The sequence below is a fragment of the Endozoicomonas sp. SCSIO W0465 genome (assembly GCF_023716865.1).
Classification (GTDB): domain Bacteria; phylum Pseudomonadota; class Gammaproteobacteria; order Pseudomonadales; family Endozoicomonadaceae; genus Endozoicomonas.
This window is the reverse complement of record NZ_CP092417.1, coordinates 2,800,659-2,819,091: the sequence shown is the minus strand read 5'-3', so window position 1 is coordinate 2,819,091 and position 18,433 is coordinate 2,800,659. Positions and strand designations below refer to the sequence as shown.

General features: G+C 47.7%; 16 protein-coding genes and 1 pseudogene. 6 read left to right on the top strand and 11 right to left on the bottom strand.

Going from position 1 to position 18,433, the window contains the following annotated elements; translation table 11 throughout:
- Window positions 1–165: 165 nt before the first annotated feature.
- From MJO57_RS12310 to MJO57_RS12280, 7 genes are all read right to left on the bottom strand, one after another.
- Complete coding sequence (locus MJO57_RS12310; RefSeq protein WP_252025650.1) at window positions 166–1,290, bottom strand: YCF48-related protein; 1,125 nt, start codon at window positions 1,288–1,290, stop codon at window positions 166–168.
- A 278-nt stretch (window positions 1,291–1,568) separates the two neighbouring features.
- Window positions 1,569–4,226 (bottom strand): aminopeptidase N, encoded by a 2,658-nt coding sequence (pepN, locus tag MJO57_RS12305; protein ID WP_252025648.1) that lies wholly within the window; start codon window positions 4,224–4,226, stop codon window positions 1,569–1,571.
- Between the two features lie 114 nt (window positions 4,227–4,340).
- On the bottom strand, window positions 4,341–5,183 hold the full coding sequence (locus MJO57_RS12300) for a DUF2797 domain-containing protein (protein ID WP_252025646.1): 843 nt from the start codon (window positions 5,181–5,183) through the stop codon (window positions 4,341–4,343).
- A 111-nt stretch (window positions 5,184–5,294) separates the two neighbouring features.
- The gene (locus MJO57_RS12295; protein WP_252025644.1) at window positions 5,295–5,564 is read right to left on the bottom strand and encodes a YeaC family protein; all 270 of its coding nucleotides are present in this window, start codon (window positions 5,562–5,564) and stop codon (window positions 5,295–5,297) included.
- Window positions 5,565–5,579: 15 nt separating this feature from the next.
- A complete protein-coding gene (locus tag MJO57_RS12290; protein ID WP_252025642.1) occupies window positions 5,580–6,446 on the bottom strand; it encodes a rhomboid family intramembrane serine protease in 867 nt (288 codons plus the stop codon).
- A 26-nt stretch (window positions 6,447–6,472) separates the two neighbouring features.
- Window positions 6,473–7,357 (bottom strand): NAD(+) kinase, encoded by an 885-nt coding sequence (locus MJO57_RS12285; protein ID WP_252025640.1) that lies wholly within the window; start codon window positions 7,355–7,357, stop codon window positions 6,473–6,475.
- Window positions 7,358–7,401: 44 nt separating this feature from the next.
- Window positions 7,402–7,563, bottom strand: a complete 162-nt coding sequence (locus MJO57_RS12280; RefSeq protein WP_252025638.1) for a hypothetical protein — start codon at window positions 7,561–7,563, stop codon at window positions 7,402–7,404.
- Window positions 7,564–7,670: 107 nt separating this feature from the next.
- Here MJO57_RS12280 and MJO57_RS33260 point away from each other — a divergent pair.
- The 3 genes and pseudogenes from MJO57_RS33260 to MJO57_RS12260 all read left to right on the top strand — a co-directional run bounded on the left by MJO57_RS33260 (window position 7,671) and on the right by MJO57_RS12260 (window position 11,464).
- Window positions 7,671–9,096: pseudogene (locus tag MJO57_RS33260) on the top strand (IS4 family transposase).
- On the top strand, window positions 9,093–10,016 hold the full coding sequence (locus tag MJO57_RS12265; RefSeq protein ID WP_252025634.1) for a DUF1853 family protein: 924 nt from the start codon (window positions 9,093–9,095) through the stop codon (window positions 10,014–10,016). The pseudogene MJO57_RS33260 and the gene MJO57_RS12265 overlap by 4 nt, the downstream one beginning before the upstream one ends.
- A gap of 383 nt (window positions 10,017–10,399) precedes the next feature.
- Window positions 10,400–11,464: an IS630 family transposase gene (locus MJO57_RS12260; RefSeq protein ID WP_252018707.1), complete on the top strand. Its 1,065-nt coding sequence runs from the start codon at window positions 10,400–10,402 to the stop codon at window positions 11,462–11,464.
- A 39-nt stretch (window positions 11,465–11,503) separates the two neighbouring features.
- Here MJO57_RS12260 and MJO57_RS12255 read toward each other — a convergent pair whose 3' ends face one another.
- Both MJO57_RS12255 and MJO57_RS12250 read right to left on the bottom strand, forming a co-directional pair.
- Window positions 11,504–12,433, bottom strand: coding sequence for a family 43 glycosylhydrolase (locus tag MJO57_RS12255; RefSeq protein ID WP_252025632.1), 930 nt, complete (start codon window positions 12,431–12,433; stop codon window positions 11,504–11,506).
- 103 nt (window positions 12,434–12,536) lie between these two features.
- Window positions 12,537–13,472 carry a hypothetical protein gene (locus MJO57_RS12250; RefSeq protein WP_252025630.1) on the bottom strand — a complete coding sequence of 312 codons (936 nt, stop codon included), beginning with the start codon at window positions 13,470–13,472 and terminating at the stop codon, window positions 12,537–12,539.
- Between the two features lie 132 nt (window positions 13,473–13,604).
- Here MJO57_RS12250 and MJO57_RS12245 point away from each other — a divergent pair, with 132 nt between their 5' ends.
- Window positions 13,605–15,119, top strand: a complete 1,515-nt coding sequence (locus MJO57_RS12245) for an IS66 family transposase (RefSeq protein ID WP_252017330.1) — start codon at window positions 13,605–13,607, stop codon at window positions 15,117–15,119.
- Between the two features lie 35 nt (window positions 15,120–15,154).
- On the opposite strand, the gene MJO57_RS12240 is transcribed toward MJO57_RS12245, so the two are convergent.
- Together MJO57_RS12240 and MJO57_RS12235 are read right to left on the bottom strand one after the other, a co-directional pair.
- A complete protein-coding gene (locus MJO57_RS12240) occupies window positions 15,155–15,457 on the bottom strand; it encodes a hypothetical protein (RefSeq protein WP_252025628.1) in 303 nt (100 codons plus the stop codon).
- A gap of 132 nt (window positions 15,458–15,589) precedes the next feature.
- Window positions 15,590–16,243: a discoidin domain-containing protein gene (locus MJO57_RS12235; RefSeq protein WP_252025626.1), complete on the bottom strand. Its 654-nt coding sequence runs from the start codon at window positions 16,241–16,243 to the stop codon at window positions 15,590–15,592.
- A 69-nt stretch (window positions 16,244–16,312) separates the two neighbouring features.
- Between MJO57_RS12235 and MJO57_RS12230 the strand changes: the two genes are divergently transcribed.
- Window positions 16,313–17,950 (top strand): IS1634 family transposase, encoded by a 1,638-nt coding sequence (locus MJO57_RS12230; RefSeq protein ID WP_252021023.1) that lies wholly within the window; start codon window positions 16,313–16,315, stop codon window positions 17,948–17,950.
- A gap of 254 nt (window positions 17,951–18,204) precedes the next feature.
- Window positions 18,205–18,327: a hypothetical protein gene (locus MJO57_RS32745; RefSeq protein ID WP_256493285.1), complete on the top strand. Its 123-nt coding sequence runs from the start codon at window positions 18,205–18,207 to the stop codon at window positions 18,325–18,327.
- Window positions 18,328–18,433 lie beyond the last annotated feature (106 nt).

Genomic DNA, 18,433 nt, shown 5'->3' with positions numbered 1-18,433 from the left:
TCCGCTCAATGATCGGCTCGCTGCCTTCTCTGGGCAAAGAGGGATACGATGAGTGATTAACTGACGACATAACTGACTGCCCCGGATTCTTTTTAATTGTTCTTTTTGTGGCTTACGTCAAACACGTCCACTGACGGATAAGATCAAACAGTACCAGGCCCGCCGCTACTCCGACACACGGCTTTCCGGAAGCATCCGGTAAGCGCCACCCTGGCCAACAACGACAATAAACCCATCACTACTGGGTGCCAGGGCGCTGAGTGTCATCCGGTCAGGCCTGTGGGCCACTGACAGACCGACTTTAACACCTGCAACCAGACCCGCATCATAGCCAGAACCGGTCAGTACCGCTCCGGAATTTCCAACCAACGCAACACGGCCATCGATCAATTTTGCCGAACCAAAAAGCGTTTGATCCGTACCAGAAATAAGCGGTTGCCAGGTCTCCCCCTGATCAATACTCTGATAAATATTTCCTCTCAGCCCATGGACCAGAACCCGGCCATTATCCCCGCTCAGACCAAACCAGGAGCCTTCATATGGACTGTTCAGGGTTACCCATGACTGTCCAGCATCAGAAGAACGGAACAGGATACCAGCCTCACCAGCCAGAAAGAGGTTACCCTGTCCATCATCGTTAATGGCGTTATAGTGAAATTCATCATCATTGGCTATACGGTCATCAATAAAGTCCCAGTGCTGGCCACCGTCCACCGTTTCAATGATGTAACCATAGGCACCCACAGCAAAACCATGGAGGCTGTCCCTGAACCATACATCAAGCAGCGGAATCGTTGCTTCACGGTCAGCATACACCTGCTGCCAGGTTTCTCCACCGTCGTTTGTCTGCAAAACAATGGCATCATGTCCGACAGCATAGCCAACTTTGTCAGTAGGAAAATAAACCGCTGTCAGCATTTGCATGGTGGGTACACTGGCCTGCTGCCAGCTGACACCATGATCATCGGAATAGACAATGTGGCCTCGTTCACCAACGGAAACCAACCTTTCACCACTGCCGGTTCGGGTAACATCCAGCAATAGACTGTTAGCCGCTTTTTGGGATTTGATTGCCGGACGGTCAGAAACCGTCCCGGACGATGAGGCCAATACTTGAGGTGTTGCAAGGATAGCAACACAGAGTAAGACACCAAGCACAGTATTGAGCGCCGCCGACCGATGCAAAGAGCACTCCGTTTCAGCCTTATGACCCCGTTGCTCAAGAGTGTCCAGACCGACTAAACCACCCTTGCGGTGACTCCCCCTAATGAAACCAGAGGCCACAAGCATACGACTCCCCTCGTTTTAATATTCTTGTTTTTTATAGCGAACAACTTTACCGAATAGAGAACATAAAATTCTCATCCAAAAGGACTATAGGAAAATATTTTCACCCGTTGGTTAAAGGGTAAATTCAGACAGTACAAGCCAGCCTGATCAGGCTCTGCAAAAAAGTCACATCGAGATGACGCGCTATCAACGGGTTGACGGCTCTGCGCATTTACACGCAGGGCCGGTTGAAAACAGGCCGGCTACTTATTCAGCAAGCCGGCCGGTAAAGAGAAGAGTCAGAGGCTTTTGGTAACGACTTCATAAACATCAGAAGAAAGGCCGGGTGTTGCTTTAATTCTCTCCAGTGCCTTGCGCATACGCTCGCGGCAGCCCGGCTCGAATTTACGCCAGCGAATTAACGGTGTCATCAACCGCGAAGCAATCTGCGGGTTCTTCTTATCAAGATCCAGTAACTGATCGGTAAGGAATTCATAGCCCAGACCATCCACACGGTGAAACTGCTTCATGTTGCTGGCAAAGCCGCCCAGAACAGAACGTAGCTTATTGGGACTGGTGGCATCAAAGATCTCATGCTGCATTAGTGCCAGGATATGCTCCAGGGTACCCAGCGATGGACTGGAGGCCTGAACCGACAACCATTGGTCCATGACATTGGTATCATCCCGGTAACGCTCAAGAAAGTCTGTCAGCACTTCCTCAATCAGTTCTTTGTCCTGACAGCCGGCATTGACAACACTGGCCAGTGCGGCAAAACGATCGGTCATATTGGACGCGCCATGATACTGCTGCTCCGCCAGCGCCAGCATTCCTCTATCATCCAGACTGGTCAGATAGGAAAGACTGATATTTTTCAGCGTACGCTCAGCAATATCTTCCGATTCCGGGCGATAAGGTTTATCCACACTCAGCGATCGCCACAATGCCTCCAGAACTGCTTTATTGGTTTCTGAAATGGCACGTTTAACCTGCTGCCTTGCCTGATGAATAAATTGAGGGTAAATCTCTACCGCCTGCTCAGCCAGGGACGCTTCCGATGGCAATGTCAACATTTTCGCCTTGACCGCCAGATCCAGAGACTGATCACTGATAATCGTACCAAACGCCTTGATCAGTCGCTCATCAGGACTGCACTGCCTTCCCTGTTCCAGGGCCGCCACCATTTCATCAATAACACCACTGGCCAGGCGCTGGCTGGCATCCCAGCGATTAAAGTGATCACTGTCGTGTTCCATCAGGAACAGCAGGTCGTCACGGGAGTAGTCATATCTGACCCGCACCGGCGCAGAAAACCCTCTCAAAATAGAAGGCAGTGGACGCTCTTCTATATTTTCAAAGGTGAATATCTCTTTTTCCTGTTTTACATCAAGAACCTGATCGGTATCTCCTGCTTGATTGAGCGGCATATCATCACCTTCACCGTCCAGCAGTCCTATTCGTACCGGAATATGGAACGGAAGCTTTTCCTTCTGCCCCGGTGTTGGAGGACAGGATTGCTCGATAGTCAACCGATACTGCTTTTTCTCTTCATCGTAGTCATCGCTGACTATCAGTACCGGCGTACCGGCCTGGCTGTACCAACGGCGAAACTGACCAAGGTCACGACCAGAGGCATCCTCCATGGCTTTGACAAAGTCCTCACAGGTCACGGCCTGACCATCGTGGCGCTCAAAGTAAAGATCCGACCCTTTACGGAAATCCTTTGCCCCGAGAATGCCATGGATCATTCGTACAACTTCCGCCCCTTTTTCATAAACGGTGACGGTGTAGAAATTGGATATCTCAATAAACGACTCTGGTATAACCGGATGAGCCATTGGCCCGGCATCTTCGGCAAACTGGGCGGTACGGAGAATATTGACATCCTCAATCCGCTTCACGCCACGGGAGTTCATATCCGCAGAAAATTCCGAATCCCGGAAAACGGTAAAACCTTCTTTCAGACTCAGCTGAAACCAGTCCCGACAGGTGACCCGATTACCGGACCAGTTGTGAAAATATTCGTGGGCAACAATCGCTTCAACCCGTTGGAACCGGGCATCGGTTGCGGTTTCCGGACTGGCCAGCACACAGGCTGAATTAAAGATATTCAGCCCCTTGTTTTCCATGGCTCCCATGTTGAAGTGATCAACGGCGACGATCATGAAAATATCCAGATCGTATTCGCGACCATAGACGGCTTCATCCCACTTCATGGATTTCTTCAGAGAGACCATGGCATGGTCACACTGGTCAATATTGTGCGCTTCGGTAAACAGCCTCAGGGTCACTTCACGGCCACTCATGGTGGTAAAGTGATCTTCCACATACTGCAAATCACCGGCAACCAGGGCAAAGAGATAGCTCGGCTTTTTGAAGGGGTCTTCCCAGGTCACATAGTGTCTGCCACCGTCCAGTTCGCCACGGTCAATATCATTACCATTGGAGAGGAGCACCGGATAAGCCGTCTTGTCGGCGGTAATTCTGGTGATGAACCGGGACATCACATCAGGACGGTCCAGGTACCAGGTAATCTTGCGAAAACCTTCTGCCTCACACTGGGTACAGAACATACCATTGGATTTATACAGCCCTTCCAGCGAGGTGTTTTCCTGAGGTTTGATACGGCAGACGGTTTTTAAGGTGAACACCTCAGCCGGTGATACAATTTTGAGAAAGCCTTCTTCTACGGTGAAGTCTGTAAACGGTTGGTCATTAATCTCCAGGGAAACCAGTTCAAGATCATCCCCCACCAGAACCAGGTCTGGAAAACGGCCTTCCTGCTGTTCGTCTGGTTTTTCTTCCGATTTTTTATCAAGGTTACGATGAATACTCAGTACTGAGGTAACCAGCGTATGGTCTTCAAATAAGTCAAAGGTCAGGTTGGTCTGGTCAATCCAGTAGTCAGGTGCCTGGTAATCTTTCAGGAAAATCGCTTTTGGTTGCGAGTCTTTCATCTTGTTCATCCCATTATTTTTTTACAAACATTATCTGTCAAAAATTGTCTTTCAAACATTGTCTTTCAAACATTGTCACAGGCACTGTCTGCCCGGGAAGGTCAGGCCCTGCGATTAATTGACAGCCACGCTCACCTGATAGGCGGTATGTTTACGAATATTGACGACACCATTATCCAAAATCAGGTACTGTCCCTTAATCCCCAGTAGTGTGCCTTCTATCAACGGTTCCTTGTCGAAGGATCGGGACGTTACCTTAGCAGGATATTCAATGACTGGGTAATCAATGTTCAGTACGGCAGACGGGGCATTCTCTGCCGACGTTACACCCGCCAGGGGTTGTATTGCCTGAATGCCAAATTGCTCCTGCAATGCAGTGATCCGGCTACCATTCATTTCCAGCAACTCACGGGCAGTGTCCTGCAGCTCCAGGGGGTCAGCGGGCCCCTTCAGCATAGCTCGCCAGTTGGTCCGGTCATTAATAAATTCCTTGAAAATAACTTCCAGCAGCCCCGATTGCTGACGGGTAGCCACACGAATAAACGGCATGGCCTGAGTAGCGCCCTGGTCAATCCAGCGGGTTGGAACCTGGGTTGCCCGGGTAATGCCCACTTTCAGGCCGGAGGAATTTGCCAGATAGACGACATGATCTGTCATACAGAATTTTTCGCCCCAGGCCGGGTCACGACAGGTGCCCTGGTCATAATGGCATTTTTCCGGACTCATGATACAGCTGTCACACTGGGGCAGCTTTTTAAAACAGGGGTAGCAGAACCCCTGGTTAAAACTCTTTTTGGTTTTCCGGCCACAGTGGCAGCAATGAATTTCCCCCTGGTAGTGCATGGACAACTGACGTCCAAGCAGGTCATTCAAGGGCAGTAATTGATCGCCAACGGGCAGTTGGTAGGTAACCTGGCTCTTGCTGCTTTCAGTCCCGGTCAGAAGGTCTGAATGCATTTTACTGAGCGATCCGGTGATGGTACTTTCGGACACAGTCGTACTCTTGTGTAAGGTAAGAACCGCCCTGTTATCAGCCAACAAAGCGACATCAAAATGAATAGAGAATGTTCAATCCCTGAAACGGAGGATAGTCTGATCCTCAGCTGAGTTGTCCTCTTCTGAAGGTGAGCCATTTGATTGACATTTGGCTGGCATAAAGCCTACCCGTTCTGATGCGGGCAGGTTTTTGTGCTCATAAACAATCACCGCCTGCAGGCTGGCATCCCGCTCTTGTTCAGTCATGGCCCGGCCATCAGGCCACTTACCCAGTTCAAGAGCCAACTTCAACGCCTGATGGATAGCAGGGGTCATCTGCTCCAGAAAAGCATCTAACTGCATGGTATCGAATCCTTTTCAATCCTTTTCTTTAAACAGCAAACCGGCGATGGCCCCCAGCAGACAACCTGCCACAAGCCCCCCGGTATGTGCTGCATTGGCCATATTACCAAAACCGATACTGCCAAGAATGCCGGTATAGCCAACCACCAGCCAGGTCAGCATAAAGCCGTAGTAAACCGGCGGGAGTCCAAACTGCCAGCTCCGGTCAACCTTTTCCCGGGTCATACAATACCCCATCAGGCCATAGACGACACCGGAAAAGCCACCAAAAATAGTATCATCCCCACCCCAGAAATACTGGGCAAAGTTGGAAATCACCGCAGTAAACACGATGATGGCCAATAGATGAAGACCACCCTGGCGAGCCTCCAGCCGACTGCCAAAAATATAAAGCGCCAGCATGTTGAACGCCAGATGCGTCAGGCCAAAATGGAGAAAGACCGGGCTAAGCAGACGCCAGTATTGCCCCTGGTCCAGCCCCATGCCCAAACTGCCAAAGTAGAGATAACCATTGGCCACCTCGAAGGGAATGAAGGAGAACCAGGCGATTGCCTGCCAGTTGGCACCGCCACGGGTGATCAGCGCTACCACCAGACAGGCCACCATAAACAGCAGGGTGACCGGTACTCTCTGCCAGGGAATGCGCTTCAGAAAACTCCCCGCATTCATGCCTCTTCTGGGGGGAGCTGCCTGCAATTGCAAATCACCGGACTGCCATTGCTGGTAAAGGCCGGTGACAATGCGGGACTTTTCCTCATTCTCAGTCCAGACCACCTGTTTGCCTGACTCTTCTGTGATCTTGTGGGGAATACCACGGGCATACAGAAAGAAGGAAAGGTCGCTCAGGTCAATGTCGGTGGGGAGTTCCAATGCCCTATGCATAACGTGAAAAACAGTCCTTATGAAAATTAACAGCGTTCTTCCTGGTAGTTCCAGCGCAACTTGGAACGACAGGACTCATAAAAATTATGGTTCAGAGGGTGTAATAGTTTTAAACGCTGAGACTTCTTATGAATGGTGATTTCATCACCCGGTGCCGAGGTGATATGAATCTGCCCATCACAGCTGATCTGCGGGTAGATAGTGTTCTCATGGCGAATCACCAGCTTAAGCTCGCTATCCCCATCCACCACCAGGGGGCGGTTGGTTAACATATGGGGGTACATGGGCACCAGAACGATGGCATCCAGCCTGGGGTGCATAATGGGGCCTCCACCGGACAGCGCGTAAGCAGTTGAACCGGTGGGCGTGGCAATAATCAATCCATCCGCCCGCTGCTTGTAGACGAACTGCCCATCGATATACAGTTCGAACTCAATAATCCGGGTCGACTTGCCGGGATGCAGTACCACATCATTCAACGCATCTCCCTGACCAATAACCTTACCCTGGCGGCGGACACGGGCTTCGAGAAGAAAACGGCTCTCGGCCAGGTAACGTCCCTCAAGCACTTCCGTCAGCTGGTCATCCAGTTCATCCGGGGAGATATCGGTCAGAAACCCCAGGCGCCCGCGATTAATACCGATCACCGGAATATCATAAAGCGCCAGGGTTCGGGCAGCGCCCAGCATGCTCCCATCACCGCCCACGACGATCACCAGGTCACACTGCTGACCCATTTGCTCACGACTGATCATGGTAAAGGCGTGACCTGGCAACAGACTGTCCAGCTGTTCATCCAGAACGACGGTCACCCCCCGCTCCTGCAGAAAGTCGGTCAGATGCCTTAGAGTATCCTCCACCTGAATACGCCCCTGGCGGCCGGTTACTCCGACAGTTTTGAAGTGTTCCATAAACTCAGTGATGTCGCCTTAGAATGTGAGTTAGTATACGTTAGTCATGAACAGATTATTACATCAAAGCCTACATCATACTCTTCAACAGAGTCGTCAACAGAGTCGTCAACAGAGTCGTCAACAGAGTCGTCAACAGACTCTTCAACAAACTCTACAACAAACTCTACAACAAACAGTAGAGTGGGTACAAAACAGCCCGCCATTATTTAATCGCTCGGCCAGCCCCCTGTTTCTGGGCTCCCCCTTACCGGCTGTCTCTTGATCACAAATAGCTACCTTGTTCTATCATTTCTCACTGATAAAACAGGTCATGCTTCCACTTTCTCCTAAACCATGGTCAGAACTAACTTTTGGATGTGCTGATTTGGGCGATACTCGACGTACAAAACGACTTGTCAAAGTTGCTGCCGAGCTTTCAGCTCATACCGGTAATTCTTTGTCATCTTCATGCGAAGGTTATACCGCACTGGTAACTGGAGCTTACCGGCTGATTGAGAATGAGGCCGTAAAGCCTGAAGCAATAGCTGAGGCAGGCTTTCAGGCAACTGCCAAAATAGCGAGACAGTCTCGCCTACTTCTGGCTCTCGAAGATACAACAACCCTGGGTTATAAACATGCTGTCAGATCCGAGCTTGGTGATCTTGGAGGTCCTGAAGGCTCTAAAACCAGAGGATTCCACGTCCACTCTGTCTTCTTGGTTGATGCGGATACAGAGCGAAGCATTGGGCTTATTGATCAAGAACGATGGGTTAGAGAGGACGTTCAGCGGGGGAAAAAGAACCAACGTCGTCAGCTACCTTACGAGGGAAAGGAAAGCTTTAAGTGGCAAAGAGCCTCTGAAAACACAGAACAAAGGATGGGGGGTAAAATGCCTGACATCATCAGTGTTTGCGACCGGGAGGCGGATATATACGAATATATGCACTACAAACTGGATAACCGACAGCGGTTTGTTGTAAGAGCTACACAAAACAGAATCCTGGTGGATGGCGAACTCTTATTATTTGATTCCTTAGCTCAGACTGAAGTGTTGGGGAAATATACGATAGTGGTTCCTCAAAAAGGAGGTAGAAAGAAGCGAAAGGCAACGCTGCAGGTCAAAAGAAAGAAGATGACAATACAGGCGCCGCAAAGGCCAGGCGGCAGGCCGGAACGGTAACTATGAATATTGTGTCGGCTGAAGAGATTGGCAATGACTCCGAAGACCGTTTGCACTGGTACTATTGACAACTGAAGATATTGAAACATTCGAAGACTGTCGCTCTATCATTCGATTTTACGAGCTCCGATGGCGAATAGAAGAGTTCCATAAGGCTTGGAAATCGGGAGCAGGAGTAGAAAGGCTTCGTCTGCAATCTCCGGATAACATTGAACGACTTGCGGTCATATTAATGTTTGTCGCTGTCAGACTAATGCAAATCCGTGAAGCATTAATGTTACCGAATGACAGGCAGCACAAAGACAGAAAGCTTTGGAGTGAAAAAACACTCGCGAATGAGGTGGTCAGTGATGATGAATGGCAGGTTCTCTGGCTAACCTATGAAAAAAAAGCGTTGCCCGATAAGCCGCCAACAGTCACTTGGCTGCTTCAAACGATTGCTCGGCTTGGTGGTTGGGGTGATTCAAAGCATACAGGGCAGCCCGGCTGGTTAGTGGTATGGGAAGGCTGGGCGAAATTGCAGGATCGGGTAAAAACCTGGCAGATAGCCCGGCAGTTCAGCGCTGGAGAGATGTGATCAAGAGTCAGCCCTTACCGGCCGGAATAGCCCCGGTGATTCCTGACCAACAGCAACTGGCGCTTCTGGCCAGCCTGGTAAACCAAAAAAGCAATCCTCTGCTCGGCATTTTTTACGAAACCCTCTGGCAGTTCCTGCTGAGCCAGCTTCCTGAAGGCCAGATCGTGGCCGCCAACCTTCAGGTAAAAGGCGAGAAAAATGGTCAGCCTGCCACTATAGGTGAATATGACCTTATCTACCGGTTGAAAAACCAGTTCATACACCGGGAACTGGCCATTAAATTTTATCTTGGTATTTCTGGTAAAAATAACAGTAACCAGGGGTCGCCCTGGCGACATTGGGTGGGGCCGGGGCTAAAGGACCGGCTTGATCGAAAAATGGATCGCCTGCTCCATCATCAAGCCCTGTTGAGTGATACTGATGAAGGGCAAGCAGCTTTACTAACGCTGGGTATTGAACAGCCTGTGCAGAAAGAGATTCTGATACAGGGCAGATTTTTCTATCCGCTTTACCCAATGAATTGTGCAGGGTCACGAACGGTTCCACTGACCGAAATCATCGAATCGGGTATTGGCTCAACAGTGGAACACCCTGCATCTCGTTTGTGCCAACCACCTGAACGCTGCAATCCGGATCATCTGAAAGGATACTGGTTGACACAAAACCAGTTCCTGTTGAGCACCCGGTTTACCGACGACATAAGCTACCAGGTTCCTCAGAAAGTACAGTGGTTAAACCAGAGCCCCATCACAGAACTTCTCGATCATGATGCCCTGATGCGCCAGCTACAGCAGCAAAGACGACCGGTTTATATCAGGGCAGTCCATCAAGCGCTTCAGGCACCGTTGCATTTATTTATTGTTCCTGATGACTGGCCTGAGAAAGCGGTGACGGTTTCTGAAAAAAACGGCTCATTTTAATTATTGATACACGCCGTACTATCTGAACCTAATATATGCATGCATACGTTGCATTAAGGGACAGGCTTTGATCGATGGTTCTATCTGAACTGCGTGTAAATAAGTGATCTGATTTACACGCAGCTTTCTTGAGGGGCTGTTGAAGCGCAGTGGTTCAGAAAAACGTCGTATGAGAATACATCAACAGAACCGGGAAATTACTGTGTGATTAACCACTCTCCCGTTTCGGTATCAATTGTCCACTGGTCAATCCATGATAATTTCAGCTCTCCATTCTCATCTGCCTGAATAGGCAGCCATACATAAGTAGTTAAAAGTTTGCTTATGGATATTTTGATCGTACTATCAGGCAGACAAAGAAAGAGATCCTTAATCTATTATAAGTGGGTCTTGAACTAAAACGTCCCCAACCTATGAAGTATGTCAATATCACTGATGAAGCTGTTGTATTAACTTTGAAATACGCCAAGCACTACGGCCCTCTGAGGTGTATCAGGGAAAGAGCTCATGGTCTTCTATTGAGTAATCGAGGCTTTACCCTTGAGCAAATTGCAGAAATCCTTGAGATTAAATATCAGACCGTTTCCCAATGGATTGATGATTGGGAGGACTATGGTATTCGTGCATTGTATAAGAAACATGGTGGTGGAAGATCTTGCATATATGATGAATCTGAAGTGCAACGCATAAAAGAGTTAGTAGCAGAAGAGCCTCGTCGTTTATCGTATGTAAAATCCAAAATTGAGGATGAGACCGGTAAATCCTCATCAAAACTTACTCTGGCCAACATCGTAAAAAAGTTAGGACTGGTTTACAAAAGACTCCGTAAATCGTGCAAACATAAACGGGACGAAGAGCATTTCCAGCGTTGTAAAACTGCACTGAAAGACGCCCAGGAAGCTGAGCGCAAAGGGTTAATAAACTTGTTTTATTTTGATGAGTCCGGATTTACTCAAGAACCTTGTGTGCCATATGGCTGGCAGGAAAAAGGAAAGCAGCTCAGAATTCCATCAGTCAAAAGTAAGCGCATCAACGTGCTGGGCTTTATGAATCGGAGCTGTGAGCTGTTTCATTACCCTGTTGTGGGCTCTGTGAATAGTGATACAGTGATTGCAGCCTTTGACGACTTCGCAGAGAAAATGGAGGATGAAAAATACAGTTCAAATGACCGCTACACCGTAGTTATGGTGGACAATGCCAGTATTCATACCAGCAAAAAGTTTCGTGACAGAATCGCTGACTGGACTCTTGAGAAAAAGTTACTGATCTGCTTTCTTCCAACATATTCACCTGAACTCAATCTGATTGAGATCCTGTGGAGGAAAGTAAAGTATGAATGGCTCAATCTATTGTCAATCAAGAGTTTCACGGAATTTGAAAAGGAAGTTGAACGAGTGTTCGCTTCATTTGGAGAGAGTCATATGATTTCGTTTGCAAATACTAAATAATCGTTCAGTCAATTTATCCGAAAGCAAATTATCAACTACTTACCGTGAATCAATCAATTTGTCTGCTTCATGACGATCGGCGGCATAAATATAGGTTGTTTGCTTATCTCCAACGACCGGAATAAGAAAGGCAGTTTGAGAGTCATAGGCCGTTTCATCGCCAATATTTTTCCAGGGACTCCAGGGGCCGGTCATCGCTGGTGCTGTTGAGTATTGTTGCTGGTTAGGCCGCCAGGCCATAGTGCCCGACGAAAACAGGACATAAGTATCCCCCATTTTAACAATTCCGGGGGCTTCCCTTTGTTCTTTGTGCACTGCTTCAACAGGGAATTCGTAGACCAGCTTCTCGATATTTCTAAAATCCGGTGTCAGCTCAAAAATCTTCAGTCGACGCATGATCTTGCCTTCGGCAAGGGTGCCCATCTCGCCATCTTTCAATTCGCCAATGGATGAGAGAACATAGTAACCCTTGCCATTTTCATCCGCATAAAGTGCATTATCTCCAGCGTAGTGCGCAACCCTGTCAGCTGTTGGGAAAAAAACAGATTCAACATTATAGTCACCGCAGGGTGTGTGACTGCTGGCTACCCCGGCTCTCATATTGGGTTCAATACCTCCGGGTCTGCGGTACTTGAACCACATAACAAAGCTGTCGGTTAACGGGTTATAAATCACTTTTGGTCGGGCAATAATGACATCAGAAGGTAGCTCGGTATTTCTTTTACTGGTCATCACCTGATTTTCAAATGTCCAGGTGGTAAGGTCGGTGGATGAGTAACAATTAAGCGCATTAAAAAGATTGGTATTTTTGGTACGATCCTGACCTATCCAGTAATAAGTGTCCTGAGCTTGAAACAACGTCCCCCCATGGGCATTGATTAATTTTCCACGGGTATCAAGCCAGTCTTTTCCGGACTCAATGGGTTTGAGGTCGGCAATGGCTGACGATGCCAGTAGCGCTAAAGTCACAGCAGAAGTTATGCTGCGAAGGTATTTTCCAGCGGACATAAGACGACTCAACTATTGATTCAATCGATGGAAACCCTGTCAATGACAGGGCTTTATGTTTGATTTATTTGAAGCTGTATCGGAAGTTCAACCCGTAATACATGTAATACTTTTCCGGGTGAGTAGCATCTTCGTTATTCCAGGTTTTTTCATCAGATTCTTGCAGATAAATTTCAGGCAGGATGGACAGCTGATTGGTCAGTTTATAATCGGCCAGCAGACCGTAACGGTTCCGTTTCTGGTTTCTTTCGTTACCAACACCATCGGTTTGATTCTGGGTTAAATCAATTCGGGTATAAGGCTCCAGAGTCAGATTATTGAACCGGTGTCGATAATAGAGACGTAGCTGCAGGGAGTCACTTTCCATACCTGCGTATTCTCTGCTTTCATATTCCTTGCGAAACGTTTCATGGTACAGCCCAATGGTTACCCGCTGTTTAGACGACAGAGAGTGCCCCAGTTTTAGTTCAAGCTCATGTGTATAATCATCGTAGGTGGTACGCAGTTTTTTATTGACACCATCATCACGGAATCGTCCATGGCTTTTTGTGGGTGCCATCCAGCCGGCGAGATTAATGGAGGTACGTTGGTTGAAATCATATCGAAGCCCCGGGTAAAAACGATACTCTATAGAGCGGCTATTACCCTCAAAAATCTGTTGCCGAAAACCGACTTTGGGTGCCCAGGTAAACTGTCCAAATTTCCACTGATAGCCAATAGCCAGTGTTTGTCGCAAGCGGTTATCCCAGGTTCTGGTCTCAGGCAGGTCCATATGGCGATAGTCTATTCTGGCAACAACCGAAAGGGGCGAACCTGCAATAGGGTTAAGGCCAAATGACACATAGTGCATCTGGTAGCTTTCACCTTTATAGGGCTCATTAAAGTCCCTGAACTCTGCACCAATCTGGACATTCCCCGCCAATGCCACATTAGTGATGGCAAACAAAGAGATCGCTGAGCATTTCAGTAACTTCAGCTTAAAAGAAGGCGCTGTATACATTGTTTACTCCCCCAGTGAATACCCAAAAATAATCAAATAAATGGTAACTGTTCAGCACCCCCACATAAATCTGGAATTTTCTGATTTTTATACCATCCTCTTAAGCACCATTTTTCCACAATATTCGCCAGCATGATTCCAGAACTACCCGCAACTATGTCGGCTGAGATTCTCTTGAAAGAGAATGCAGAGCTGCGGATGAGAGTTGCCTGTCTGGAAGAGCGATGTCGAGAATTGGAAGAAAAGGTTGGCAAGAACAGTCAAAACAGCAGCAAGCCGCCATCGTCTGATGGTTATCAAAAACCTTGTAAAAACAGTAATTCTCCAGATCATTCTGACGACCTTTCCGCAGATAAAGGTACCGATCCATCGGATGAAAAACCCAATCCTAAAAGTCTGAGACAGTCTTCTGGTAATAAAGCCGGTGGAAAGAAAGGGCATCAGGGCACTTGTCTTAAACAGGTCGATATCCCTGACTATATTGAGTACCTTCCGGTTAAAGAATGCAATAAATGTCAGGCGTCTCTTCTTGATAGTGAGCCGGTCAAATATATTGAACGACAGGTGTTTGAACCAGGGAGACCGGGTGAATTTGAAGTAACGGCCCATAGAGCTGAAGTAAAAATCTGCACTTGTGGTTGTCGGAATCAGGCTGAATTCCCGGAAGGTGTTACCGCTGCCGCACAATATGGCTCAGCCACACAGGCTATGGCCGTCTATCTTAACCAATACCATTTCCTGCCTTTTAAGCGCGTGTCAGAGTATTTTAATACTCTCTATAAAATGAGTGTAAGTGCAGGCACTGTCGCCAATTTTGTGGCCAGAACCTATGAAAATCTGGCTTCTACTGAAGAGGTTATTCGTGACGCCTTGCGGGAATCGTCTGTTGCCGGAGCCGATGAAACGGGTATGCGGGCCGAGGGCTCTTTGCACTGGCTACACGTTATGCGGGATGAACAATGGACGCTCTACTACTTGTCTGAAAAGCGAGGTCGTGAGGCCATGGACACGATGGGCATACTGCTAACATTTGCAGGCGTTCTGGTTCATGATCATTGGAAATCCTATTTTGCATATGCGGCAACTCACGTACTTTGCAATGCCCATCACCTGAGGGAGCTTTTGGGTGTTGTTGATAGGGACAGCAATCAACTGGCGTTGCGATTGATGAAGCTACTGAGGCTTTCCTGGCATTACTGCAAGGGCTTTAAGACCATAGGTATGCTACAGATGCCAAGTGTTGTCTGTGAACGAATCGAGAAGATTTATGACCGGTTGCTTCAGCGGGCTCTAATGAAAGAAGTCGTCTATATGGAGAAGCAACGAGAGGAGCTTAAGCGCAAGAAAGTCAAGAATACTAAAGCTTACAATCTCTTCAAACGACTCACTGAGTTCAAGGCTGAGACACTGCGCTTCATGTCAGATTTTACCATTCCCTTCGATAACAATGGCAGTGAGCGGGATGTTCGAATGGCCAAGTTAAAGCAGAAAATCTCAGGCTGCTTCAGGAGTGCAGACGGTGGTTCTATGTTTGCACGGATTCGCAGCTATTTGTCGTCTGCCAGAAAACAGGGAATGGACATATATCAATCACTTCATAGAGCTGTTCGGAATTACTGTAATATGCCTTTGCTCAGTGCTGAATAGTTACAATAAATGTTTGTTGTTGGTGTTCAGTCGAATTAATGTTTAGTGATCTGGCCATGAACACTAATATCATCAAGTCGTATTTTGCTTTCTGTCTGCTTGGTGGCAGTACCAATCCGAATGGAGTCAAGAAAATCACCTTGCTCAGCAAATTGAGCACCACCCCAGATCAGTCGGTTATCCAGAAAAACATCGAAAGTGTTTGCGTCCGTATTAATTGCCAGCCTTAATTGGTACCATTTGTTACTGTTGATATGGGCGATGCTTGTTTCTCTGAATTTGGCATCCGTGATGGCCAAGGTCTTGTGTTTTACTGAATTGACGATATTGATCAGCATTTTTGAACCGGACATCAATCGAATATACTCACCGGCCCCAAGTCTGGACAGATTGAAACGAAGTGCTGCCTGAATATTCGCCCCTTTCTGCGCAATGAATGGATAGCTGACGTTAACACGTCCATTACCGTTTTAATCCTCTAATTGAAGAACCCGGTTACCTGATTGGTTAATGATGGATGCGGTGGTATCTGTACTTGCTGATACCTGCCATCCCGGAGCTAACGCTTCTGAAGGTTTGTGTTCAAAATCAGAAAACAGTTGTGGTGACGTCTCTGCCTGGTTTCCCCAGATTTCTACCTCATAAAAACCAAAGTCGTTGGTCGTACCACTGCTGTTGCCTTTATGGTTCTCAATCAAAGACAGTTTCAGGTATTGCCCGGACGTTTCAGGAAGGTTAACCGTCTGCAGCCAGTTAATAGAACCGACAATATCTTCAAAAACAGTCGTAAAATCCTGACCATTACCCACCTCGACTTTTAGCCGGGGGGTACGGAGGGTGACATCAATCTTGCCATTGTATTGATCAAAGTGCTTAAGCTTAATTGCCTTGATCAGCTGAGTATCACCCAGATCAAAAATAACTGACGTCCTTTTTTTATCATTCCGGTTGTACCAGAAAGTGGACAGGTCATTATCAATCAGTGCAGACAGGTCATCCTGAGCATTCTCCAGGCGAGCGTTTATGATGGGGAGTCGTGTGCCATGATCAAGGTGATAACCCTCGACAGTCCCTCGCTTTTCATCAATTATGATTTTGTCGTAGTAGTTGGTGGCAACCGTCATTCAGCACTCAATCTGAGAATTTCCCTACACCGGCTAAAATGTAAAAAATTCTCAGAATGAACATGTCCAATGCATCCTCATCAGTTCCACATTCAACGTATCGATCATATGGGTTTGGTTGCCGGTATGTGCAAAGAACTCGGTATCTCTAATCATCTGGATTCCCTGGTTCCTAACCAATCTGAACACCGGAATATTTCCTTTGGCGAAACCGTAGTATCAATGCTGCTTAACGGCCTTGGGTTCACTGCCCGCACGCTTCATATGTTCCCGGAGTTTCATGCTGATAAACCGCTGGATAAACTCATCAGGCCCGGTATTAAACCCGAACACATTAACGACAGTGTACTCGGCAGAGCCCTGGATCAGCTTTTTGAACTGGATGTAAGTGAGGTCTATTTATCGCTGGCTGTCAAGGCAGTGAATGTCTTAAAACTGCCGTGCAAGGCTCTGAACCTTGACTCAACAAGCTTGCATGTGGACGGCGTTTATAACAGCGAATCTGACGTCGACGAAGAAGATATGCACTGTATCAAACTCTGTCGTGGATACAGCAGGGATCATCGACCCGAGCTCAACCAGGCAATACTGCTGATGATGACGGAAAATCAGGCCGGTATTCCCGTTTTTATGAAAGCGTCCAGTGGCAACGTAAACGACAATAAAAACTTTAAAAAAGTCATCAGCAGCCATTTGAAATCCTACCGGGAAGCCCTGAATAATCGCTACCTGATTGGTGATGCAGCACTTTATACAACAGATAACGTACAGATACTTCATCAGCAGGGCCAGCAATTTATCACCCGGGTTCCGTCAAAAATCAAAGAAGCCAGAGAACTGATTGACAGTGTCGCTTCTTGTGAAATGACACCAGTGGAGGGTGCTGAGGGCTATGAGAGTCATGAAATGCTGTCAGATCATGCGGGTGTCTCCCAGCGCTGGATTCTGGTCCGCAGCGAGCAGGCTCGAAAGAGCGAACAAAAAACACTGCTGAAAAAAATGCTAAAGAAGTCTGAGAAAGAAGCAGAATCGCTGACCAGTAAACTGGCCAAAAAAGCCTTCAAGTGTGAAACCGACGCATTGCGTGCGTTCGATGAATGGCAGTCAAAAACTATTTATTGTCAGGCGGAACCTGTCATTACTGAGAAACCCTGCTATACCAAGGTAGGTCGTCCGGAGAAAGGCTCTAAACCGGACAGTATTGAATATTATGTGAGCGGATATCCTTGGGTATCCGTTGACTGTCGCAAAGATGCAGAGTGTTCTCTGGGTTGCTTTGTGCTGGCGACGAATGATCTGGACGACAGTCGGCTGAGTACAGCAGAAGTGCTAAGTACTTACAAATCACAACAGTCAGTAGAGCGTGGCTTTCGGTTTTTGAAGAGCCCGGAGTTTCTGGTTTCTTCGCTGTTTTTAAAGAAACCGGAACGAATAGAAGCCTTGCTGATGGTGATGACGCTGTGTCTGTTAGTGTATGCGGCGATTCAGCATCGAATTAGGCATGAGCTAAAACGACAGAGTCGGTTTTTCCCGGACATGAAGCGGAAACCCTGCCAAAACCCGACAGCGCGTTGGGTGTTTTTCTGCTTTCAGGGTATCAACGTGCTATTGGTCGATGGACATGAAAAGCATGTGGTTGGATTACAAGAAAGGCAGTTGACTATTATTTCAATTCTTGGGCGACCGTATCAGGAAATTTATTCCTGATACGGGTGCTGAATGACGGTGGCAAGACCCGTATCGGTATTAAAATACAGTGGCATCCAGATATGGCGGTTGTCTTTTCCATTCCAGGTAGCGGCATTACGTGTCCCTGAAAACAGTAATGAACTGTGCCCGGAGCCATTGGATGAACGAATACGTTTTACACTGAAAACCTGAGAGTGGTAAGCGGTGCTGTCGCCAATCGGTATCAGCTCTTCTGACCAGGGACCTCTAACAGACGGAGCGAAGGCATATTTGTGCTGATTGGGACGCCAGCCGGTTTTACCCGATGTGAGCAGAAAGATATGATCGTTTTCCCGGAAAATAGCCGGGGCTTCACGGTGATCAACACTGTTATCATCATTAAACCACTGCAGTGATTGAAGCGGTCCACCAGGCTTGATATCACTGCATTGATCATTCAGCTCAATAATATGAATGATCCCCTGCTCGGTATCAGCAGATGCAAGATAGAGGGCGCCATCT

Coding starts and splice junctions, on each gene's coding strand:
- MJO57_RS12310 (WP_252025650.1), bottom strand. CDS start 1,290: ATGCTTGTGGCCTCTGGTTTCATTAGGGGGAGTCACCGCAAGGGTGGT.
- pepN (WP_252025648.1), bottom strand. CDS start 4,226: ATGAAAGACTCGCAACCAAAAGCGATTTTCCTGAAAGATTACCAGGCA.
- MJO57_RS12300 (WP_252025646.1), bottom strand. CDS start 5,183: ATGCATTCAGACCTTCTGACCGGGACTGAAAGCAGCAAGAGCCAGGTT.
- MJO57_RS12295 (WP_252025644.1), bottom strand. CDS start 5,564: ATGCAGTTAGATGCTTTTCTGGAGCAGATGACCCCTGCTATCCATCAG.
- MJO57_RS12290 (WP_252025642.1), bottom strand. CDS start 6,446: ATGCATAGGGCATTGGAACTCCCCACCGACATTGACCTGAGCGACCTT.
- MJO57_RS12285 (WP_252025640.1), bottom strand. CDS start 7,357: ATGGAACACTTCAAAACTGTCGGAGTAACCGGCCGCCAGGGGCGTATT.
- MJO57_RS12280 (WP_252025638.1), bottom strand. CDS start 7,563: ATGGCGGGCTGTTTTGTACCCACTCTACTGTTTGTTGTAGAGTTTGTT.
- MJO57_RS12250 (WP_252025630.1), bottom strand. CDS start 13,472: ATGTATACAGCGCCTTCTTTTAAGCTGAAGTTACTGAAATGCTCAGCG.
- MJO57_RS12245 (WP_252017330.1), top strand. CDS start 13,605: ATGATTCCAGAACTACCCGCAACTATGTCGGCTGAGATTCTCTTGAAA.
- MJO57_RS12240 (WP_252025628.1), bottom strand. CDS start 15,457: ATGCTGATCAATATCGTCAATTCAGTAAAACACAAGACCTTGGCCATC.
- MJO57_RS12235 (WP_252025626.1), bottom strand. CDS start 16,243: ATGACGGTTGCCACCAACTACTACGACAAAATCATAATTGATGAAAAG.
- MJO57_RS12230 (WP_252021023.1), top strand. CDS start 16,313: ATGCATCCTCATCAGTTCCACATTCAACGTATCGATCATATGGGTTTG.